The organism is Campylobacter curvus (assembly GCF_013372125.1).
In the GTDB taxonomy this organism is placed as follows: domain Bacteria; phylum Campylobacterota; class Campylobacteria; order Campylobacterales; family Campylobacteraceae; genus Campylobacter_A; species Campylobacter_A curvus.
On the sequence record NZ_CP053826.1, the window covers coordinates 164,253 to 185,553 of the forward strand.

Sequence of the window (21,301 nt, forward strand, 5' to 3'; positions counted from 1 at the left end):
TTCACCTGCCTAGTAGCCACGTAATGCCCGCTGCCGTGCGCTGGATGGCGTTTTGAAAGTGATTGCCCTCGTTTAGCTCGAAAGTCGTTTGGATACCGCTATTCGCGTAAAATCGCGCGATTTGCTCGGTGTTTTCCTGCACGCTTTGAAGCACGGGATTTTTCGCCATGCGCTCCTTGTCGCCCAGCGAAAAATATACGCACTCAGGCGGCGCCTTCATCTCGTGCGTGAGGGCGAATTCTTTAAAATTTGTAAACCAAAGCGAGCCCGAGACGCTCGCAACCCGCGAGAAAAAGGGGCTTTGATAGAGCACGTAGAGCGCAAACAGCCCCGCTAGCGAATACCCCGCAAGCCCGCTCCAAGCCGCCCGTCCTTTGACGAGCTCCCCCGCTCGCGGCGCGATTTGCTCCGTCAAAAGCCGCAGATACTCATCCGCTCCGCCCGTGCATGGCGCATCGCCCTTAAACAGCGGCGGCATCGCCCACGGTGACATATCGTGATCCCAGTTTAGACCCCCGATCGCCACGAGCGTGAAGTCCGCCGCGCACCTCTCGCGCACCTCCGCCAGCACGCGCTCGCCCTCGTTTTCAAATGTGTTTAGATAGATGACGGGTCTGCCTGCCGCGTCGCTCGGATAGAGCGTGACCCTTTTGCTCTGCACGCTAAATTCGTGCTTTTCGTAGGTTTTGTTCTGCATTTTTCATCGCTCCTTGCCCGCTTGCTGGTAAAAATTATAAAAGTGTTGATAGTCTTAAACGAACGCTTCGCAAATCTTATTTGCTCCACAAAGCGCCGAACATATAGCACGATTTGCGCGGTCAGCTACCGCTTCCCTGCAAATCGGCGGCGATAGTGTCTCTTCATAAGATTTGACTACGCTAAGGTATTTAAAATTTTAGAAATCAATACTTTTTTAAAAACGGAGCCAAATTATACTAATATCGATAGATAAAATCAAATGGCTCTGTTACAATAAATCATTGACGCTTGCTTCGCAAACCTTGCTCGCTCCGCAAAGCACCGAACATATAGCACGATTTTCGCGTTCAGCCTTACGGCTTCTCTGAAAATCGGCGTTGATAGCGTCGCTTCACAAAGTTTGACTTCGCTTCGAACGCTGAAAATCAATGAAATATTGTAACAGAGCCATAAAATAAAATTTAGGCCGAGCCGTCAAAGCCGAGCGTGCCTAAATTTACATAGCTGCACGTGGTTGGATGATGGCTCTTTCGTAGTCGACCTCGGTATCTTCGCTCATGATGTGTAGGTTTTTGCTGCGTTTGATCTTTGCGTCATCCTTAAATATCGCGCGCACCTTGTCCATGCCCGCGTAAAAATCGCGCATCAGCACCACGCAAATGTAGCGGCCGAAAAATGTCGGCTTTATGCAGCCATTTTCCTCGTATATTGCATTTACGAGCTTTAGTAAATTTAGCTCGACAAATAGGTCTTTGTGAATGTTGGCTCGGTTGTTTCCGTTGTATTTTAGGATGTCGACGGCTCCGTCAAAAAGCTCCGTCAAAAAGATGTATTTTAGCCTTTCTTTTTTACTAAAGCCGCATTTTGCGATGACCGGGCTCGTGTGCTCTTTTATCTTGCGGCCGTAATCGAGCAGATTGAACGCATTTATCACGAGCTCGCCGTCAAGGAAGCTGAACGCTCCACTGCCAACGCCTACGTATTCGTGGTTTGAGCCCACGTATTCGTCTCGCATATCGGCTGAGCTTTGGTTTGAAAATGCCCAAGCGTTGCTTTGATGATACCTACCGCGGCTGAATTCATCTACGATGATCTCGTAAAATTCTCGCTCGTTATCGACGTTTGAGACGCCAAGCGACCTGGCGATATTTTCTCTTGTCAGGTCTGATTTCATTAGCGGATAGAGCGTGATTTGCTGCGGGGCGATGGATTTTGAAATTTCGATATCATTTATGAGCTGCTCTTTTGTTTGATTTGGCAGGTTAAAGATGAGATCAAGACTAATGACCGGGAGGAAATTTAGCGCCTTTTCAAGCCTTGCTCGCACCTCTTTGGAGCTGCCGAATTTCTCAAATCTACCCACGCGCTTTAAGGTGTCGTCATCAAAGCTTTGTACGCCTACGCTTAGACGGTCGATAAGCCCGTCAAATCGCCTCAGGCTATCGGGTGAGATATGGTTTGGATCGCTTTCTGCAGAGATGTCCTCGATATCAAAAAGCTCCTTCGCAAGGCGTAGAGTTTTTTCGAGCTCTACCTCGTTTATCAGCGTAGTGCCGCCGCCTACGTAAAGCGAGCTAAAGTTAAATCCAGCGTCCTTTACCTGCCTCATCTCCTCGCGTAAATTTTCAAAATAGATCTTAGCCAGCTCTTGTTCGTAGTGGTATTTGTGAAACGAGCAGTAAGGGCAAAATGTGTGGCAAAACGGTACATGAGCGTAGAGCATGTATTTTTTGCCCTCGCGTGGCGTTTTGTTGTAGGTCGTAGTTAGGATGTCTATGTTAAATTCGTTGTATAAAGACTTTTGTATAGAGTTATGTGCGTAGTTTACGGCAAAGCTCTCGACAATACTTTTAAAACCCATAATTAATTACCTTGAATAAGCAGTGTTTAAATAATTCGGGTTAGGATACCTAAAATTTTATAAATTTTTACTTGTATCGGCGCCTGAAATTTACTATGTTGGACAAATTTAGCCCGAAATTTAGGACTAAATTTATTTTAAATTTTTAAAATTTATAGGCAGTTCGAGATTTAAGGCTTTGACCAGGCGGATGCACTCTTGCAGGTCGTCTATGCTTTTACCGCTGACTCTGACCTCTTCGCCGCGTATGGTGGCTGTGACTTTGAGCTTGGCGTCCTTTATGGCCTTTGTGATCTTTTTGGAATTTTCAGTATCTAGCGTATCGTTTAGCTTGAGCGTGGCTTTTATATTGCCACCGCTGGCACTCTCGCGCTTACTTTCGCTAAGTGCGACAGGCGGGATGTTTCGCTTGATGAGCTTTGAGATGACGATGTCTTTTAGCGCATCGACTTTGTTGTCGCTACTGCTTAGGATCGTGATCGTTTTGTCTTTTTCACTTAGCTCGATCTGTGCTGTGACGCCCTTGAAATCATACCTGGCCGCAAGCTCTTTTTTAGAGGTTTCCAGGGCGTTTTTGACCTCCATCATATCTACCTGCGCGCTTATGTCAAAGCTATGTTCGCTCGCCATCATCTCTCCTTTATAAAATCTTCGATATTTTTTACTATGAGCTTTATGAGCTTCTCACGCGCCTCTTTGCTCGCCCATGCGATATGCGGCGTGATGATGAGGTTAGCGCTGTTTTTTAGGTGTAAAAACGGATGATTTGGCCTCATCGGCTCACTTTGCAACACATCGATGCAAGCGCGTAAATTTTTACTGTCTATCGCTCTTGCGAGGGCGTTTTCATCGACTATGCCACCGCGCCCGAAATTCATCAAAACGGCTCCTTCTTTCATTAAATTTAGCTCACGCTCGCCGATCAGCGCTTTCGTGTTTTCATTTAGCGGAGCGTGGATGCTTATGATATCACAAATTTTAAGCAGTTCGTTTAGCTCGAGACGTGTGAATTCGCCGTTTTGATTTTTGCCGCTCGTGGAGTAGTAAAAGATATTCGCTCCAAATGCCAAGGCGATCCTGGCCACGCCTCGCCCTATCTCGCCAAGTCCGATGATACCGAAATTTTTACCTGAAATTTCGCCTATGCCTTTGCTTAAATTCGTGAAAATTTCACTCTTCACCCACTCGCCGCTTTTGACGTAGTCATCGTAAAATTTTATCTCGTTACAAAGTGCGAGCAAGCAGGCAAAAGTATGCTGCACTACGCTGTTTGTCGAGTAGCCGGCGACGTTTTTTACAGCCACGCCTTTTTGAGCGGCGTAGCTCATATCGACATTGTTTGTTCCTGTCGCGCTCACGCAGACGAGCTTTAAATTTTCGCACTCGTCCATCACGTTTTTATCGATGACGACTTTATTTGTGATGACTACATCGGCGTTTTTTAGGCGTGCGATAGTTTCGTCCTTGCTAGTCACTGCGTAGCTGATAAACTCGCCAAATCTCTTAAAAATGCTCAAATCGACGTCGTTTCCAAGTGTCAAGGCGTCCAGGCAGACTATTTTCATTTTATGTAATGTCCTACGAATTTTGAAGTGTTGTTGATGATCTCACCGCCTCTGCGAAAGCCTAGCGCGCAGCCCTCATATGCGAAAAATACGCCCGCTTGATAGCTTTGATCTTTAGCGTCTTTGTTAAATTCATAAAATTCTTGATAGACCGCGCGGTTTGAGCCGTAGATCCCGCCATTTTCGCTACTTACCTCGCCATTTGCCTCGATGATGCTCACGTTTTCGCCCTCACGGCCAAATATCGGCTTTTTGACGCATTTTTTACCGACTATCGGCTCGTTTGAAGTCTCGAGCAGTAGCGGATGGTTCGGGTAAAGATCCCACAAAATTTTGAGTATGCCTTTGCTTTGAAAAAGCAGCGTATATGCGGGATTTAGTATGATGGCTTTTTGATTTTCGATGATGTTTTTTAGTATGAGCGCCAGCTCGCCTTCCTCGATCGCGATATCCTCCCAAGGCACGAGCTTAAACCAATACTCGAAATTTCCATCGCCTTTAAATATCCCGTTCTCGTCGCTAAATTCCACCTCGTCCACGTATGCAAAATCAGTCGTGAAGCCGGCTTCACTCGCCGCACTTTGCAGTAGCTTCGTCGTGTTTTCATCCTCTATGCTGCCAGCGACCGAGCTAAATAAAATTTTCCAGCCCTCGTAATATTTGCTAAAATCGGCCGTATCGCCGTTTAAAACGACAAGCCGCTTGAAATTTTCGACCAGGGCGGCGTATAGATCGTTAAACTGCGAGCTCTCGTCCATTTTGTTAAATTTTAACATCGCCCACTGGATGATCGCAGTCTCAAATACCGCAGTCGGCGTGTCGGCGTTAAACTCGATCAGCTTTATGCCCTTGCCATCAAGCCCGCCCGCTAGATCAAAACGTCCGTAAAGATGCCAGTGCACCTCGTTCTCCCAGCTGTCTTTGATGAGATCGATGAGGTTAAAAGGGATACCGACCTCGTGAAAGAGGTTGTTGTCGATGATGTACTGGGCTGCTGCGACGAACATATCGTATAGCTCGTTCGCCGCTTCGTAATACGCCTGTGCCTGCTCATCGCTCACCTCTACGATCTCGTCCGCGACGTAGTCGCTGTTGTCGGCATCAGTATGCCAAGCAAAGCCGATCTGCTCTAAAAATTCTTTATTCAAAGGCTCTATTTTTTTTAAATTTATCATCTTAACCCCCGAAAAATCCGCTCGAAGAGCCGGAGCTTTTTGAGCCACCTCCGAAAAATCCGCTCTTTGAAGCGCCTCTTGGACTTGTCACCGTGCTCCTTGCTTTGTTGAAGCTATCGACGCTTCTCATGTATGTGCTTGGGTTTTTATAGGCGGTTTGCCTTTGGCTTTGAAAATTTTGGTTGCCAAAGAGTTTGTTGCCTATCCAGCTGCCGATTATCGCGCCTGCCGCAGAGCTTAGTAAAATTTCGCCAAGGCCGGCACCGCCGCTACTTAGCTGGGCATCCGGCTTTGTCAAATTTGACGTTCCGTTGTCGATTTTGGCGTTTTCCTCGGCTACTAATGCGTCCATTTCCTCTTTTGACAAAATTCTTTCCGTGCCGTCAAGCTGCTTTAAAACTACACGCGTTTCGCTGCTTGGATACTCCTCAAGCACTTTGTATTTGCCGGGTTCGGTCTCCTCGATGACGACGAACGCACCCGTTTTTTGCGCCACTTCGTTCATTGCGTTGGTTTGCTCGTCCTTCCTGTCGCATCCGGCTAGTCCTGCCATCACGACCGCACCAAAGCCGCCAATAGCCGCATAAGTCGCTATCTTTTTTATATGTTTCATCTATTCTGTCACCTCTTGTAAAGTTTTATTTTTTCTGATCAGTATCACGCCGTTTTTAAATTTTATGAATTTTGAGTGATTTATCCGTTTTATTATCTTGTTTTGCACCTTTTTGATATTCTTTGGTTGCGGCGTCAAGGAGCGCAGATATTCGCCCAGGCTTATCCATTTTTTCTCACCGTCCTCGTCTATCTGCGCTTCGATGGCGGGCTCGTCGTTTTTATGCGTCAAAAATGGCTTTTGCATCGCGTTTAGAAACTGCATCAGCTTCTCGTCGCGCTCTTTGTAAATTTGCGAAATTTCGTTTTTGCGCTCTATGAGCATCTGCTCTTTTTCTTTAAATAGCCGCTCTTTGTCGGCCTGAAGGTTTAAATTTGCCGCTTTCATCTCGCTAAGTTCGGTCAAGAGATATTTTACAAATTCATCGTTGTTTGCGGATTTTGGAGTTTTTGTAGTAGGCTTTTTGACAGATTTTATTTCGGGCTCTTGCGCGTTTTCGTCATTTAAGATGACGAATTTTTGTCCGTTTTTTTCTACGGCCTTTAAAGAACCTCGCCTTATGCGGTTATAGACCGCCTCTTTTGTTATGCCTAAAATTTCAGCTGCTTGGCCAACAGGTAGCTTTTGCATAGATTTTTCCGTTTAAGATAAATTTTAAGATTATGACAAGGCATTATAAACAAAGAAGGCTAAAACAAGAGTTAAACAAGGCGGCGTTTTAGCGCCACCGTGTTTTGGTTAGAGTCTTGACTCGTAACGTCTAAGCATATAAAGACGTTTGAGCATTTTTTTACGAGCTGAAATCTTTTGCTTTTTGCGAATTTCAGTCATAGGTTCAAAAAAGCGTCTCGCTCTGACCTCTGTTACGATGAGATTGCGATCTACTTGTTTTTTGAACTTTCTGTAAGCTTCGTCAAAAGACTCGTTCGGATGCACCTTGATTCCCGGCACGATCCTCACCACCTTTCAGTAAAATTTTGAGATTTGGATTATATCTTAAAAATTTTAAATTTACAAATTTTCAAGATAGATTAACTTTGACAGGACTATAATCTTTAAAATATTACGTATTTGTTTCTAAGGAGCGTTTATGACCTTGCCGAAAAATTTTTCACCCTGTCACAGCTATACGAAGCGGCGATATATCGTATTTGCCATTATTTCGGTCATCGCTCTTATTTTGCCATTTATCCGTGTAGATGGCAATCATCTATTTTTGCTAAATTTCGACAAAAGCCAGCTTCATCTATTTTTTGTGAAATTTGATATGCAAGAGCTTTATTTGATGCCGTTTTTGTTCATCATCTTATTTTTATTCGTATTTTTTGTAACGACGCTGGCAGGGCGCATTTGGTGCGGCTGGAGCTGTCCGCAGACAATATTTCGCGTGATCTTTCGAGATCTTTTGCAGACTAAAATTTTAAAGATAAACAGAAGCGTCCAAAATAAGCAGCAAGCGGCAAAGGGGCAAATTTTAAAGCAAATTTCAGCCATTTTCATATGGGCTATCATCTGCGTGCTCATAGCCTCGAATTTTTTATGGTATTTCGTGCCACCGGAGGATTTTTTCGCTTATTTAAAGGATGGTTCCGAGCATAAAATTTTGATAGGATTTCTCGCCTGTATCGTACTTTGGCTCGTTTATGACGTCGCGATCTTGGCTGAGAATTTTTGCATCTATGTTTGCCCGTATGCGAGGGTGCAGTCGGTGATGTTTGACAGCGATACGATCCAAGTCATCTACAACGAACAGCGTGGCGGTAAAATTTACGATAAAGGTGTAAAGCTTTACAAAAAGCCACCGGATCCCGAAAGTCAATGCACCGGCTGTGAGGCTTGCGTGAGAATTTGCCCGACTCATATCGATATAAGAAAAGGTATGCAGCTTGAGTGCATAAACTGTCTTGAATGCTCTGACGCATGTGCAAAAGTAATGGCGAAATTTAGCCTTCCTTCGCTGATAGACTGGACGAGCGATAACTCACAAAAAACTCACCGAAAGGTAAAATTTATACGCTTTAGAACGGTAGCTTATCTCGTTATCTTAATCGTAGCTTTTGTCGGACTTATCCTAATGAGCGGCAAAAAAGAGCATATGCTTTTAAATATCAACCGCACCAGCGAACTTTACAGCGTGGGTAGGGACGGAAGCGTTGAAAATTCTTATGTATTTTTGTTTCAAAATACCGATAATAAGGAGCATGAATATTATTTTGACACTAATGACACAAATTTAAAAATAGTCCGCCCAAACAGCCCAGTGCGCATAAAAGCCGGTGCGAAGCAAAAGACGATAGTCACGCTAAGATCGCTAAATTTAAACCAAAATTTCAAAAATGATATGCCGGTTTCTATTATGATAAACGCATTTGCAATAGACGAGCAACGTAAAATAAACGTAAATCGTGAAACTATATTTGTGTATCCTAAAAAAATACGCTACAATAATGAGTTTAAAAATTAATAGGAGAAATTTATGAATATTTCAGAAAAGGGCAAAAAGAGATACGAGATCATAATGCAAACGGGTCTCGAGCTGTTTTTGGAGAAAGGCTACGAGCATACGAGCCTTAGCGATATAGTCGCCAAAGGTGGAGGTTCGCTTGCTAGCGTTTATAAGTATTTTACTAACAAAGAGGGACTTTTTGCCGCGATAATGGAGAAAAATTTCGATGATTTTTGTAAGGAGCTCGATGAGAAGGTAAATTTAAAGTCTTCAAAGAGCTTGGAGGAAATTTTATATAGGTTTGGATTGCTTTATTTCGATATATTTTGCAAGCCTTACTCCATAGCGCTTTCTAGGCTCATAATAAGCGAATGCTATAAAAATAAGGAGCTTGGTGAGCGATTTAACGTAAATATAATCAAAAGAACATGTGGAATTTTGACTAAATAATTCTCAAGAGACGATGTCGCACCGCATATAAAAGAGTATGACTACGAGGAGCTTGCACTGAAATTTTGCGCTCTTATACGAGAGCCCTATCACCTAAGCGGCGTGATACTAGGCGAAGGCATAAAATTGAGCGAGACCCAAAAAGAGAAGATGATCCAAAGCGTAGTCGATCTGTTTTTACACGGAATTTATAAATAAAACCTCGGCCTAAGTTAGCCTTAAAGGCAAAATTTTAATTGCATATGCGGTCGTGGTCACTTTTTAGCAGAGTTTAAAATCGTTTTAAATTTAAACGGCCGTTTTGATTGCGTTTGGGCGAGCGAATAATATAACTAAAATTTTTTAATAATATTATTGACTTGTTTAATATTTAAAAGTATAATCGTCCATTCTAAACAGGTGATGTAATGTATATTACTTTAGTCTCAGGCAATAAAATTTACAAGGAGAATTTTAAATGGGCAAGCTTACAAATTTATCGCTCGCTTTAGCTGTGGCTGTGTTTTTTACGGGCTGCTTGGATGATCTAAACATCTTTAAAAAAGACAAAGCTCAAGCGGCAGCATCTGCTATGCCAGCAGCACATGTTGATGTCGTAGTCGCTAAAAAAGGCGATTATCCGATGAGCTTTAACTATCCTGCTCGCATACAAAGCGAACAAGATGTGATCATCAAGCCAAAGGTTTCAGGAACGCTCTTGAAACAAAATTTCAAAGCCGGCGATACCGTAAAAGAGGGTCAAGTGCTTTTTGTCATCGATCCTGAGAAGTATCAAGCCACTTATGAGTCCTCAAAAGCGAGCATAGCGCAAGCCGAGGCGAATTTAAAAAATGCCAAAAACGAGATGGAGCGTGTCAAAAAGCTCTTCGCTCAAAAAGCTCTTTCTCAAAAAGATTATGACTCCGCACTTGCCACGTATGAAAGTGCCGACGCTACGCTAAAAAGCGCGGTCGCATCTACTAAAAGTGCTAAGCTGGACCTTGGCTATACGAACGTCACGGCTCCATTTAGCGGCGTGGTGGGCGAAAATTTAGTCGATGTGGGAGCGTACGTAGCAGCGGGCAGTAGCGAGCTGGTGAGGCTAACCAAGATCGATCCTATCGATGTTAGGTTTTATATATCCGATATAGACGAGCTAAACAGAGCTAAGAATATAGATCAAAACAGCTGGGAGCAGATAAATAAAGAAGCCATACTGACCGTAGACGGGCAAAATTTCGAAGGTAAAGTAAAATTTATAGATAGCACCGTCGATGTAAATAGCGGCGGCGTTTTAGCCAAGGCTGAATTTGAAAACAAAGACGGCAAGCTTTTGCCCGGAGTGTTCGCCAGAATTTCGATGAACGGCTTTGTGCAAAAAGATAGCTTTGCTATCCCTCAAGTGGCTATACTTCAAGATACCGTTAGCCCTTATGTCTATCTAGTAAAAGACGGCAAAGTAGTCAAAAAAAGTATAAAGATCATATATCAAACCGTTACTGAAGCCTACGTGAAAGAAGGGCTAGAAGAGGGCGACGTGATCATACTAAATAACTTCAAAAAGATAGGCCCGGGCTCTAGCGTCCAGCCTGATACGCAAGGCAAGGAGAACAAGTAATGTTTTCTAAATTTTTTATCAATCGCCCGATATTTGCCGCGGTCATATCGATAATCATCGTTATCGCAGGATTCGTGTCGATCAGGGGATTGCCGATAGAAGAGTATCCAAAGCTCACTCCTCCTGAGGTAAGCGTCAGCGCCTCCTATACGGGAGCAAACGCAGAGATCATAGCAAGCACGGTGGCTTCGATCCTTGAAGACGAGATAAACGGTGTTGAAAATATGATCTACATGCAAAGCACCTCAAGCTCGAGCGGTACTATGAGTATAAGCGTGTATTTCAATATCGGCTCAAATTCCAAGCAAGCGACTATCGACGTCAATAACCGCGTCCAAGCGGCCCTTGCTCGTTTGCCTCAAGAAGTGCAGCAAGTAGGCGTCACCGTCAGAGAAAGAAGTAGCTCTATCCTAGAGGTCGTAGCATTTACGACGGATGATCCCAGTATGAATAAGCGCGACTTGGCAAACTACGTCTTGCTAAACATTTCAGATGAGATAAAACGTGTAAAAGGCGTGGGTGACGTAGCTGTCATAGGAAATCAAAGCTATGCGATGAGAATTTGGCTAAAGCCTGACGAGCTATCTAAATTTAACATAAGCGTATCCGAAGTCTTAAGCGCCATAGAAACTCAAAATTCTCAATACGCGGCAGGAACTATCGGCGAGCCGCCTTTGCAAGATGCTAAAAATCCTTATGTTTATTCGATAAAGTCCGACGGACGTTACTCTAAGCCTGAAGAATTTGAAAATATCGTCTTAAGGGCAAATAGCGACGGCACGATGTTAAAGCTCAAGCAAGTGGCCGATGTCGATATAGGTATGCAAAGCTACTCATTTAACGGCTTTTTGAATAACCAAACCATGGTGCCGATGCTCGTATTTTTACAAAACGACGCAAACGCACTTCAGACCGCACAATCAGTCGCTCAAAGGCTAAACGAGCTATCTGCCAGCTATCCGGAAGGGTTTAAGCATACGGTCTCTTACGATACTACGACATTCGTTCAGGTCTCTATCGAAGAGGTCGTAAAGACCTTTATCGAAGCGATGCTGCTTGTTATGATAGTTATGTATTTTTTCTTAAAGAGTATAAGAGCGACCATCATACCGATGCTAGCGGTACCGGTATCTATCATAGGAACGTTTGCCGGATTTTACGCGATGGGATTTTCGATAAATTTGATAACTCTTTTTGCGCTCATCCTTGCCATCGGTATCGTCGTTGACGATGCGATAATCGTTATAGAAAACGTAGAGCGTATAATGCACGAAGAGCCCGATATAAGCGTAAAAGACGCAGCTATCAAGGCTATGGAAGAGGTCGCTACGCCGGTCATCTCGATCGTGCTCGTTCTCTCGGCGGTTTTTGTGCCGGTTGCTTTTATGGAGGGCTTTGTCGGCGTTATACAAAGGCAGTTTGCGCTTACGCTCGTCGTTTCGGTATGTCTATCCGGCTTTGTGGCGCTTACGCTCACGCCGGCGCTCGCGGCTATCATGCTAAAGCGCGGCGAAAACAAACCGTTTTGGATAGTTCAGAAATTTAACGACTTCTTCGACTGGAGCACGAGGATGTTTTCAGCAGGCGTGGCCAAAGTGCTCAGACACGTCATACCAAGCCTTATCATCGTTGCAGTCGTTATCTTTGCCATGAGCGGACTTTTTAAAACGCTTCCTTCAAGCCTCGTGCCAAGTGAAGATAAAGGTTACTTTATGGTCATATCATCTCTACCACCCGCTTCAGCGATCGCTAGGACGGTAAAAGAGAATCAAAAGATGACCGAGACGCTGATGGCTGATCCAAATATCGAGAGGATTACTGGATTTGCAGGGTATGATTTGCTAGCCGGAGCGCTTCGCGAAAATTCTATGGTATTTTTCGTACGCACTACCGACTGGAGCAAGAGAAAGACTGCAGATAGCAGCATAGACGCGCTAGTCAATAAATATAACGGAGTGTTTTATCCGTCAAAAGAGAGCTTGAGCTTTGCGGTGAATTTACCACCGATAATGGGTCTATCTATGACAGGCGGCTTTGAGATGTATCTGCAAAACAGAAGCGGCAAAAGCTACCAGCAAATCGAAGAAGACGTCTTGAAAGTAGTCGCCAAGGCTAGGACTCGTCCTGAGCTGACAAGCGTTAGAACGACACTTGAGACGAATTTCCCGCGATATGACATAAGCGTAGACTATGAAAAGGCAAATTTGCTAGGAGTGAGCAAATCGGATATATTTAATACGCTTGCAGCGACGATAGGCTCATGCTACGTAAATGACTTTAGCATGCTCGGCAAGACCTACCGCGTCTATGTGAGGGCTAAGGATACCTTTAGGAATTCGCCCGAAGATCTGAGGAGTATTTTCGTAAAAAGCTCAAACGGAGATATGGTCTCTTTAAATTCCGTAGCGACTCTTACAAGAAGCATGGGACCTGATATAGTCGATAGGTTCAACCTTTTCCCTGCGGCTAAGGTCTTGGGCGATCCGGCCTCTGGCTACACCTCCGGCGATGCGCTAAATGCTATCCAAGAGGTCGTCAAAGAGACGCTAAGTGACGCCGAATACTCAGTCGCATGGTCAGGGACCGCGTATCAGGAGGTTAATGCCTCCGGAACGGGAACTACAGCGTTCATCTTTGGTATGGTTTTTGTCTTCTTGATCCTAGCGGCTCAATACGAGCGCTGGCTCATACCGCTTGCAGTCATCACAGCCGTGCCTTTTGCGGTCTTTGGCTCGCTTCTTGCGACATGGGCTAGAGGACTTACGAACGATGTTTATTTTCAGGTCGGTCTGCTTTTGCTCATCGGTCTATCGGCTAAAAATGCGATCTTGATCGTGGAATTTGCGATGCAAGAGCGCGAGAGCGGCAAGAGCGTATTCGATGCAGCTATCAGTGCAGCAAAGCTTAGGTTTCGTCCTATCGTCATGACCTCTATCGCATTTACGCTTGGCGTTTTTCCGATGGTCATCTCGACCGGCGCGGGCGCAGCCAGCAGGCACTCATTAGGCACAGGCGTTGTAGGCGGCATGATAGCGGCAACTACGATTTCGATATTTTTCGTGCCTTTATTTTATTATTTACTTGAAAATTTAAATGAGAGATTCTGGAACAAAGGCAAGGTTGTTAAACGCGACGGAGGTGAAGTAAATGCGTAATATAGCTATTTTTATCATCGCTTTGTTTATGGCCGGCTGCTCGTTTAGACCGGCTATGCCAGAGACTAATACCACGTTTGAGTATAAATACGAAAGCAGCGACATCAATGATTATTGGTGGAAGGAATTTAACGACGAGAGGCTAAACGCACTGGTCGAGGACGCCCTTAAAAACAATATCGATCTAAAGCTCGCCTATATAAATTTACAAAAAGCGGCTTTGACGCTTAAAAATTCCAAGGCCGACCTTTTCCCGACTGTGGGCATAAACGCCGAAGCGAGCAAGGCCAGGACGAGCGGCGAGACTTACACCGGGCAAGATAATATAAAATACGATAGCTTCTCGCTTAATGCCGTGCTAAACTACGAGGTCGATCTTTGGGGCAGGGTGCGAAACTCTATCGCCTCATCGGATGCGCTTTTGCAAGCTAGTAAGTATGACTACGCAAACTCAAGGTTAACTATCGCCTCAAACGTAGCTCAAGCTTACTTCACGCTGGTTTCTTTGAGGATGCAAGAGCGTGTGCTGGAAGATACCCTTGCCAGCTATATTGACACGATGAACTACCGCAAAAAGCAGCTGGATGCGGGCAGCATAACGCAAATGGTATATCTACAAAGCGTAGCGTCGGTCCAAAGTGCGCAGATCAGCCTCACTGACGTGAAAAATTCCATCGTAAGCGCTTCAAATTCTCTAGCTATACTTTGTGCGAAGAGCAATGACGAAATTTTAAACCAGATCGTAGCTACTAGCGCCACACTACCTGATGCACCGCAGGTAAACGCCGGCATCAGCTCTGATATCTTGCTTCGTAGAAGCGATGTGGCGAGCGCTTACGAGAGTCTAAAAAGCTCGAACGCACTGATCGGCGTGGCTAAAGCGGCTTATTTTCCTACGCTTTCTTTGACCGGAATTTTCGGCTTTAGCTCTAGTGAGCTTGATAGATTATTCGTGCAAAATGCCAATGTCTGGTCGTTAGCCGGCTCTTTGGCACAAACTGTATTTGACTACGGCAGACGGGCAAATAACGTAGAGATCGCCGAGCTTACTCAAAGTGCAAACGCTCTAAGCTATGAAAAGACGATAAAAACGGCTCTTGGCGAGGTTAAAGTCGCCCTAGAGGACCGTAAAAACGCTATGCAAGTCTGGCAAGATACAAAAAGGCTGCTAAGCTCTCAAGATGAAATTTATCGCTTGGCAAAGGCTCAATACGACGCCGGATACAGCGATCATCTCACTTTCCTCGATGCGCAGCGAAATTTGCTGAGCACTAGACTAAGCGCGATAAGCGCACAGCTAAATTTAGATAACGCGGCCATTGAAATTTACAAGGTATTTGGCGGCGGATTTAAGGCCGAACAAACGGATCAGAAATAGAATTTACAAAAGGAGCGGATATGACTAAAATTTTAAATTTTTTATTCTCTTGGGGCTTTTTCGCCTTCGCCATAGTCCTTGGCGTGGCGTTTTGGTTTTTGATAGATTATTTAGAGCAGTTCAGGCTGGAGTCATCGTTTGTGGATATCGGGATGATATTTATGATGGCGGCGGTTTTTGGCATAGTTTTTTACGCTATCGCCGCGATCTTCGTGATTCCGATCAGAGCGGCCAGACGAAAGGCCTAGGCTAAATTTGGAACGAGCATTGCTTTACCTCTTAAAATTTAGGAGGTAAAGCAAATGCAAAGTCTAAATAGCGATTATGTTCCGTCCTACTCAAATTCTTACGCTTCGTACAACACAAACAAAATAATCAAAGACATAAAAGAATCAAATTTCGAGTCAAATCTAAATTCTGTCAGTAATGTAAAATCAGTCTATGACACTCCCACAAAATATGGCTTTAATGTTGATAGTAAAGGCTTTTTCGGAGCTGACTTTAATAAAGCAGCCGGCATCCCTCAAAATGTTAAAATTCATATAAAGACTATGGATATGGCAGTAGATTATGCCAGTAACGAAAAAACAGGACTTGAGTCGATAGAAGCTATCTCTAGAGCTTGGAAATTTTTTAAAGCCTATACGAACAATGCGATAGATCTAAGTGGAGATACCAATATAACTCAGGAGCAAATGCTTTCTATGCCGGCTGGCTATAGTCATGATGACAGTATATTTGGAAATTTAGTTAAAATTTATCAGACTAGAAATGATACGAGAGAACAAAACGATCTATTACAAATAGAAAATTTATCCGATGGAAGCATGAAAACTGGATTTTCATACGCTTTTGGAGTATCCTCGCCCGCTGATATAGAAAAGGGAAGCCTAGATATCATCCATAATGAAAAAAGAGGATATATAGAAGTCGTCGGACTAACCCAAAATAACGATCTTGATACGACTACCGTCGGAGAGTTATTTCATAATTTAATTATATTACGAAGCCACTACCTCTGAGGCTCACAAACAATCAGGATCTCTTAGCGTAACCCAGCAAGTAAAAAACTACTACGACTTCCTAAAAAGCGGTAAAAGCCTAGAGCAATACATGAGCCAAAGCGATCCTGATTTTAGGACCAGGAAAATAGCCGCCTACACGGGAACTGACATCGATACTGCCGGTAGAGCGTTTGACGAGCTGCTTAAAATTTTAGACGAATACAGCAAGAAATTTTATGATTTGCATAAGAGGTTTATCGATGACTTTCTAGCAGGGAAAGAAAATGCTTTAAAGGCGGAGTTTCCGGCTAAAAATTTAGCCTTTGAAATTTCACACCTGTAAATTTTAATGTAGATTTAGAATTTAGCCTGCAAATTCACTTTACAGGCTAAATTTCACGTCATACAGGCATCACCCTGATATGCGGGCTTAAATTCTCTTGAAGTACGTTTTCTATAGCGTATAGCGTTCCGCCGGCTCCACTCGCACAGCCTGAGCAGGCTCCCAGGTAGCGGATATAAACGTCGACATTTTGATCGTTGTCTTTTCTGATGTCTAAAATTTCGAGGTTACCACCGTCCATCATCAGCATCGGGCGGATCTCTTGATCTATTACGCTTTCGACCGCTTTTAGCTGCCCGACCAATGTCATCTCGTCAAAGCTTAGGTCGCTTAGGTTGTTACTAGCTTGTGCGTTGGCTTGGGCTTTTAGCCTCTCTTGCTCCATTTCAGCACGAGTATCGCGCAAGATATCGACTAGATAATACTCGCGTTTCTCGTGTCCGCCAGGGCGTACACAGGACTTACAAAATGCGCCGGCTTTGGTGTATTGCGTGATCTCTTCGACCGTGTGAAGGTCGTTTAGGCGGATGACCTCTTTTATCGTGCCTAGGCTCACGCGCGCACACTCGCACACGATGATCTCGTCCTCAAAATGTTCAGGATCTACACCCTTGTAGCTCGCTGCGGCAGCCTTGATGACGTCATAGGCCATGACCGAGCAGTGCATCTTTTGCGGTGGGACAGCCGGAGTGTCGGGATTGTCGCGCATAGCTTTTTCGACGTCGATGTTAGTGATCTTGACTGCCTCGTCGACAGTTTTGCCGATACAAAGCTCGGCCATCGTATCGGAGCTGGCGATCGCAGTCCCGCAGCCAAAGCTCTTAAATTTCGCATCGATTATCGTGTCAGTCTTCTCATCGACCAGCCAATAAAGCCTCACCGCATCGCCGCAGCTTTCTGCACCAAAGTCCGCTACGATGAGCTTTGCATTTGCCTTTTTAGCGTCCTCTTCGGTCAGCTCGCCCATAAATCTAGGATTATTCATCCTATCTTGCACTACCTGAGAGTATTCGTCCCAGATAGAGCCGCCTATCAAACTATTTTTTGCCATTTTCTTCCTTTGCGGTTACGGTATTGTCTCGTGAGTATCTTTTAAATCTACCTCGCGATACCGCCACCTTTTCTTTTTCTAAAATTTATAGGCCGCTTACGTGACCTATCGGCGCGTATGCAAACGTGCTTGAGATCGCCCTTAGTCTGGTTATCGCCTTTTTGATATGCTCTATCGCGTAGTCTATCTCGGCTTCTGTATTAAAGCGCGAAAGAGATAGTCTAAGCGCGGTGTGAGCGAGCTCTTTGTCCGCTCCTATGGCTTCCATTATCGGGTTGCTCTCGAGCGTTTCGCTGGCACATGCAGAGCCGGTAGATGCTGCTATGCCGGCACGATTTAGATCCCACAGCATAGCCTCGCCCTCGACACCTTTTATGGACGCCAGGATCGTATTTGGTACGCGGTGTTCGCGTTTGCCTACTACGCTGACATCAGGTATCGATAAAAGCGCATCCTCCAGCTTATCTCGTAGGCGTCGCACGTGTGAGCCCTCAAAGCTCATGTATTTGTTGGCTAGCTCAAGTGCTTTGCCCATGCCGACGATACCTGCGACATCGAGCGTGCCGCTCCTACGTCCGCCCATGTGCTCGCCGCCGTGAAGCAGACTGCTTAGGGGCTGACTGTCTTTTATGTAAAGTCCGCCCACACCTTTTGGTCCATGAAATTTATGCGCCGAAAAGCTTAGAAAATCAACGCCAAGATCTTGCACGTTTATAGGGATTTTACCTACCGCTTGCACACCGTCGCTGTGAAAAAGTGCTCCGTATTCATGCGCTATCGCCGCTAGCTCCTTTGTCGGAAATATCATACCCGTTTCGTTGTTTGCGACCATCACGGAGACTAGTGCGACATCATCGCTCATCGCATCTCTTAGCTGCTGCGCGGTCACGACGCCTTCGCTGTTTACATCAAGTATCGTAAGCTCTACGCCAAATTTTTTCAAAAATTGACATGTCGCAGCGATAGCCGGATGCTCCACGGCGCTTGTTATGATGCGTTTTTTTTCGCCTGTGGCGATCTTGTCGAAATAAACCCCCTTCACGACCCAGTTGTTGCTCTCTGTCGCACACGAGGTGACCACGATATCGTCGCTATCTTTGGCATTTATGCCCGCATATAGCTGATCGAGCGCAGTCCTTAGCGCCGGATGTGTCTCAGAGCCAAATTTGTGTAGGGAATTTGGATTGCCGTATTTTTCACAAAAAAACGGCTTCATCAGCTCGAATGCTTCCGGATCGACCATCGTCGTGGCGTTATTATCTAAATATACTCTCAAAATTTGCCCTTAATTAGGATAGATTTTATCCTTTTTATTTTTGATGGGATATTATAACAAATTTGATAAAAGATAGTTTAAATTTTTGGGCTAATTTTTTCAATTTCTACTAAATTTTGATAGTAAAAATATATTGAAATTCTTTATCAATATTTGAATTTATCGCTATCCAGGTGTTTTATTATAAAAAAGGGCTAAAAATATCTGAATATTAAAATTTTTTCTTAAGAAATTTTGTCTAAAAGCCTTAAAATTTTGATTTTTAAAATTTTAGTAAAAATTACTATCTTAAATATATATCTTTATATGTATATAAAATCTTAACGATATATATGGTATCTTAACAATATAAAAAATAAATTTTAAATATTTGCTAAGCAAACAAATCCTAAAATCACATGAAATTTACTTTACATTATCAAGGAGTTATCATGAAAAAGTATATGGGGAGGGGTAGCAACCTACTTTCTATCGTGGCGTGTTGCGCGATATTTTTTGCCGTGAATGCCGGCGCGATAGAGGAGAAAAAGCTACAAGCCGTCGAGGTAAATAGCGCAGCCGATAGGATAAGTGAAAGCGGTATAGCAGAGGGAATTTTAAATAAATCTGTCGCCAGCGGCCCGCTCGCAGGCAAAAAGATACAAGACACGCCCTATCAGATAAATACCGTCTCAAGGCAGCTGATGGATAATCAAATGGCGCAGCAGCCGCAAGATTTGATAAAATTTTTCCCTTCGGCGCAGATCCAGTATCGCTTCGGTCCCGAGATAGGTCGCCCAGAGACTCGTGGCTTTCAAGCTGACGTTATAGGAAATATGCTTTGGGACGGCTTTTATGTGCTTCCGATGACCTCGATACCGATGGCTATGTTTGAGAGCGTGCAGGTTCAAAACGGCCTAGCAGGCTCGCTTTACGGCGGTCAGGCGCCAAGCGGTATATTTAGCTACACCAGAAAGCGCCCTGTGGAGCTGCAAAATATCATTTGGAGCGATTACAGCTCTCGCGAGCACCTAGGCATCGGCCTTGATACGTCTGATAAATTTGAAAAGATCGGTTATCGCAGTGTATTTTACTACTCAAACGGTGAGAAGCAAACGAAACAAAGTAAGTATTCAAGAAGGCTTGCTAGTTTGGGACTTGATTTTTATCTGACCGATGAGCTTACCTTGGAGACGAATTATAGTTATTTTCGTCACAAGATGTTTGGCATGCCCACTAGCTTTGCTATAAAATCGACTAACGGAAATTTAAATTTTGCTATTCCAGACCCAGTCGAAAATACCGCTGCGGGACTTGGTCAGCCGTTCGCGGGAAGCGTGCTTACTACTCAAACCGCAAGCGCCAAATTTAAATACGCACCTAATGAAAAATGGTATTTCGAGGGTGGCTATCAGTGGCATTCGCCGGTTAGAAATATGAATACCGCACGAAATACATTTATAAATGCTAAAAGCGACTATACGGTAAGCTACAGCGAGCGAGACGGCGGAGTGCCAAACCCGGAGGTCAGAAGTTATTTCGTAAAGACTACGACGGATTTTGAGACAGCATGGATAAAGCATAACTTTGCCGCCGCGTTTAACGGCTATCGCCAAATTTCATATACCAGGCCAAACAGAGCAGGCTCAAACAACAACATCGGCATGTCAAATCTATATGATCCTATCGTTTTGCCGGAGCCAAATTTAGCAAGAGGCGGTGGAGCTAAGCGAAAGAGCGGATACACTGATATGAACAATGTCTCTGTCGTCGATGATATCGCATTCAACGATAAATTCAACCTTGTTTTGTCACTGTCAAAGTCATGGTTTAGCAGTGAAAGTATCAAAACAAACGGCGATAAGGTCAAAAATTATTCGCAAAATGGTAACAGCTACGCGGCGAGCTTTATCTATAAACCCGTTGAAAATTTAAGCCTTTACGTTACATATGCCGACAGTATCAGGGCTGGAAGCTCGTTTACATATCAAAGCACGCATCCGCTTTATCCTAATCAAACCGTTTATCTAAAGCCAAATCGTAGCAAACAATACGAGATCGGCGCAAAGGCAAGGGTAGGTGAGACCGATATTTCAACTGCGCTCTTTAAGATAGAGCGGCCGATAGCTTATGAGAGTGTCGGCAGTAGTGGGTATTCGGAATTTGCCGAGCAGGGTAAGCAGGTAAATCAAGGATTTGAAATGACTGCCGGCGGTAAACTAACGCAAGATTTGGGTATTTTTGGCGGATTTATGCTACTTAATGCAAAACTAAAAGAGACCAAAAATGCATACGCGGAGAATAAAATAGTCATCGGCCAGCCAAAATTTCGCGCAAACGTCTTGTTTGATTACACCGTGCCAAGTACGAACAAGCTCGCATTTAGCGCAAATTTCCACTATACAGGCAAAAAATACGCCGATGAGATCAATAATCACAGGGTGGATGGCTACTTCTTGACCGACCTTGGCGTAAGATACGTCACCAAGCAGTGGCTAGGCAAGGAGACGATTTTGAGATTTAACGTAAATAACGTTTTTAACGAGAAATACTGGGCTAGCTTGTATCCAAACAGCGTAGACGGGACTAGCAACTCGACTTGGTTTTTCCTGGGTCAAAGCAGGACATTTATGCTTTCAGCACAGGTCAAATTCTAAGCAAATTTAGTCTAAATTTAGCCCATTCGGCAGTGGCTTAGCTGCTGCCGAT

The 21,301-nt window shown here is 44.3% G+C and carries 19 protein-coding genes; 9 read left to right on the forward strand and 10 right to left on the reverse strand.

What is annotated here, in order from left to right; all coding sequences use genetic code 11:
* Nucleotide 1 precedes the first annotated feature (1 nt).
* From CCVT_RS00840 to rpsU, 8 genes are all read right to left on the reverse strand, one after another.
* Nucleotides 2–697: an alpha/beta hydrolase gene (locus CCVT_RS00840; RefSeq protein WP_018137389.1), complete on the reverse strand. Its 696-nt coding sequence runs from the start codon at nucleotides 695–697 to the stop codon at nucleotides 2–4.
* Between the two features lie 498 nt (nucleotides 698–1,195).
* A complete protein-coding gene (locus tag CCVT_RS00845; protein ID WP_018137390.1) occupies nucleotides 1,196–2,560 on the reverse strand; it encodes a coproporphyrinogen III oxidase family protein in 1,365 nt (454 codons plus the stop codon).
* Nucleotides 2,561–2,692: 132 nt separating this feature from the next.
* Entirely contained in the window at nucleotides 2,693–3,190 is a 498-nt protein-coding gene (locus tag CCVT_RS00850; protein WP_018137391.1) for a YajQ family cyclic di-GMP-binding protein, read from the reverse strand.
* Nucleotides 3,190–4,125 carry a D-2-hydroxyacid dehydrogenase gene (locus CCVT_RS00855; protein WP_018137392.1) on the reverse strand — a complete coding sequence of 312 codons (936 nt, stop codon included), beginning with the start codon at nucleotides 4,123–4,125 and terminating at the stop codon, nucleotides 3,190–3,192. Before CCVT_RS00855 ends, CCVT_RS00850 begins: the two co-directional genes overlap by 1 nt.
* Nucleotides 4,122–5,300, reverse strand: coding sequence for a glutathionylspermidine synthase family protein (locus tag CCVT_RS00860; RefSeq protein ID WP_018137393.1), 1,179 nt, complete (start codon nucleotides 5,298–5,300; stop codon nucleotides 4,122–4,124). Before CCVT_RS00860 ends, CCVT_RS00855 begins: the two co-directional genes overlap by 4 nt.
* Before the next feature lies 1 nt (nucleotide 5,301).
* Nucleotides 5,302–5,913, reverse strand: a complete 612-nt coding sequence (locus tag CCVT_RS00865; RefSeq protein ID WP_018137394.1) for a UPF0323 family lipoprotein — start codon at nucleotides 5,911–5,913, stop codon at nucleotides 5,302–5,304.
* On the reverse strand, nucleotides 5,914–6,543 hold the full coding sequence (locus tag CCVT_RS00870; RefSeq protein WP_018137395.1) for a MerR family transcriptional regulator: 630 nt from the start codon (nucleotides 6,541–6,543) through the stop codon (nucleotides 5,914–5,916).
* A 108-nt stretch (nucleotides 6,544–6,651) separates the two neighbouring features.
* Entirely contained in the window at nucleotides 6,652–6,864 is a 213-nt protein-coding gene (gene rpsU, locus CCVT_RS00875) for a 30S ribosomal protein S21 (protein ID WP_009649620.1), read from the reverse strand.
* A 139-nt stretch (nucleotides 6,865–7,003) separates the two neighbouring features.
* On the opposite strand from rpsU, the gene ccoG reads away from it, so the two are divergent.
* From ccoG to CCVT_RS00915, 8 genes are all read left to right on the forward strand, one after another.
* Nucleotides 7,004–8,377: a cytochrome c oxidase accessory protein CcoG gene (gene ccoG, locus CCVT_RS00880; RefSeq protein WP_018137397.1), complete on the forward strand. Its 1,374-nt coding sequence runs from the start codon at nucleotides 7,004–7,006 to the stop codon at nucleotides 8,375–8,377.
* A gap of 12 nt (nucleotides 8,378–8,389) precedes the next feature.
* Nucleotides 8,390–8,809, forward strand: a complete 420-nt coding sequence (locus CCVT_RS00885) for a TetR/AcrR family transcriptional regulator (RefSeq protein ID WP_018137398.1) — start codon at nucleotides 8,390–8,392, stop codon at nucleotides 8,807–8,809.
* Between the two features lie 457 nt (nucleotides 8,810–9,266).
* The gene (locus CCVT_RS00890; protein ID WP_018137399.1) at nucleotides 9,267–10,406 is read left to right on the forward strand and encodes an efflux RND transporter periplasmic adaptor subunit; all 1,140 of its coding nucleotides are present in this window, start codon (nucleotides 9,267–9,269) and stop codon (nucleotides 10,404–10,406) included.
* Nucleotides 10,406–13,561: an efflux RND transporter permease subunit gene (locus tag CCVT_RS00895; RefSeq protein ID WP_018137400.1), complete on the forward strand. Its 3,156-nt coding sequence runs from the start codon at nucleotides 10,406–10,408 to the stop codon at nucleotides 13,559–13,561. Before CCVT_RS00890 ends, CCVT_RS00895 begins: the two co-directional genes overlap by 1 nt.
* A complete protein-coding gene (locus CCVT_RS00900) occupies nucleotides 13,554–14,939 on the forward strand; it encodes an efflux transporter outer membrane subunit (protein WP_018137401.1) in 1,386 nt (461 codons plus the stop codon). Before CCVT_RS00895 ends, CCVT_RS00900 begins: the two co-directional genes overlap by 8 nt.
* Before the next feature lie 20 nt (nucleotides 14,940–14,959).
* Nucleotides 14,960–15,187, forward strand: coding sequence for a hypothetical protein (locus CCVT_RS00905; RefSeq protein WP_009649463.1), 228 nt, complete (start codon nucleotides 14,960–14,962; stop codon nucleotides 15,185–15,187).
* Nucleotides 15,188–15,241: 54 nt separating this feature from the next.
* A complete protein-coding gene (locus tag CCVT_RS00910) occupies nucleotides 15,242–15,961 on the forward strand; it encodes a hypothetical protein (RefSeq protein ID WP_018137402.1) in 720 nt (239 codons plus the stop codon).
* Nucleotides 15,962–16,052: 91 nt separating this feature from the next.
* Nucleotides 16,053–16,286 carry a hypothetical protein gene (locus tag CCVT_RS00915; RefSeq protein ID WP_018137403.1) on the forward strand — a complete coding sequence of 78 codons (234 nt, stop codon included), beginning with the start codon at nucleotides 16,053–16,055 and terminating at the stop codon, nucleotides 16,284–16,286.
* Nucleotides 16,287–16,344: 58 nt separating this feature from the next.
* Here the strand turns inward: CCVT_RS00915 and CCVT_RS00920 are convergent, their stop codons facing one another.
* Together CCVT_RS00920 and CCVT_RS00925 are read right to left on the reverse strand one after the other, a co-directional pair.
* Complete coding sequence (locus CCVT_RS00920; RefSeq protein ID WP_018137404.1) at nucleotides 16,345–17,337, reverse strand: iron-sulfur cluster assembly scaffold protein NifU; 993 nt, start codon at nucleotides 17,335–17,337, stop codon at nucleotides 16,345–16,347.
* Nucleotides 17,338–17,422: 85 nt separating this feature from the next.
* Complete coding sequence (locus CCVT_RS00925) at nucleotides 17,423–18,613, reverse strand: NifS family cysteine desulfurase (RefSeq protein ID WP_009649557.1); 1,191 nt, start codon at nucleotides 18,611–18,613, stop codon at nucleotides 17,423–17,425.
* A gap of 431 nt (nucleotides 18,614–19,044) precedes the next feature.
* Here CCVT_RS00925 and CCVT_RS00930 point away from each other — a divergent pair, with 431 nt between their 5' ends.
* A complete protein-coding gene (locus CCVT_RS00930; RefSeq protein WP_018137405.1) occupies nucleotides 19,045–21,249 on the forward strand; it encodes a TonB-dependent receptor in 2,205 nt (734 codons plus the stop codon).
* The last annotated feature ends 52 nt before the right edge of the window (nucleotides 21,250–21,301 follow it).

Bases quoted from the DNA above. Each gene is read 5' to 3' on its own strand.
- CCVT_RS00840 (WP_018137389.1), bottom strand. From the start codon at position 697: ATGCAGAACAAAACCTACGAAAAGCACGAATTTAGCGTGCAGAGCAAA.
- CCVT_RS00845 (WP_018137390.1), bottom strand. From the start codon at position 2,560: ATGGGTTTTAAAAGTATTGTCGAGAGCTTTGCCGTAAACTACGCACAT.
- CCVT_RS00850 (WP_018137391.1), bottom strand. From the start codon at position 3,190: ATGGCGAGCGAACATAGCTTTGACATAAGCGCGCAGGTAGATATGATG.
- CCVT_RS00855 (WP_018137392.1), bottom strand. From the start codon at position 4,125: ATGAAAATAGTCTGCCTGGACGCCTTGACACTTGGAAACGACGTCGAT.
- CCVT_RS00860 (WP_018137393.1), bottom strand. From the start codon at position 5,300: ATGATAAATTTAAAAAAAATAGAGCCTTTGAATAAAGAATTTTTAGAG.
- CCVT_RS00865 (WP_018137394.1), bottom strand. From the start codon at position 5,913: ATGAAACATATAAAAAAGATAGCGACTTATGCGGCTATTGGCGGCTTT.
- CCVT_RS00870 (WP_018137395.1), bottom strand. From the start codon at position 6,543: ATGCAAAAGCTACCTGTTGGCCAAGCAGCTGAAATTTTAGGCATAACA.
- ccoG (WP_018137397.1), top strand. From the start codon at position 7,004: ATGACCTTGCCGAAAAATTTTTCACCCTGTCACAGCTATACGAAGCGG.
- CCVT_RS00885 (WP_018137398.1), top strand. From the start codon at position 8,390: ATGAATATTTCAGAAAAGGGCAAAAAGAGATACGAGATCATAATGCAA.
- CCVT_RS00890 (WP_018137399.1), top strand. From the start codon at position 9,267: ATGGGCAAGCTTACAAATTTATCGCTCGCTTTAGCTGTGGCTGTGTTT.
- CCVT_RS00895 (WP_018137400.1), top strand. From the start codon at position 10,406: ATGTTTTCTAAATTTTTTATCAATCGCCCGATATTTGCCGCGGTCATA.
- CCVT_RS00900 (WP_018137401.1), top strand. From the start codon at position 13,554: ATGCGTAATATAGCTATTTTTATCATCGCTTTGTTTATGGCCGGCTGC.
- CCVT_RS00905 (WP_009649463.1), top strand. From the start codon at position 14,960: ATGACTAAAATTTTAAATTTTTTATTCTCTTGGGGCTTTTTCGCCTTC.
- CCVT_RS00910 (WP_018137402.1), top strand. From the start codon at position 15,242: ATGCAAAGTCTAAATAGCGATTATGTTCCGTCCTACTCAAATTCTTAC.
- CCVT_RS00915 (WP_018137403.1), top strand. From the start codon at position 16,053: ATGAGCCAAAGCGATCCTGATTTTAGGACCAGGAAAATAGCCGCCTAC.
- CCVT_RS00920 (WP_018137404.1), bottom strand. From the start codon at position 17,337: ATGGCAAAAAATAGTTTGATAGGCGGCTCTATCTGGGACGAATACTCT.
- CCVT_RS00930 (WP_018137405.1), top strand. From the start codon at position 19,045: ATGAAAAAGTATATGGGGAGGGGTAGCAACCTACTTTCTATCGTGGCG.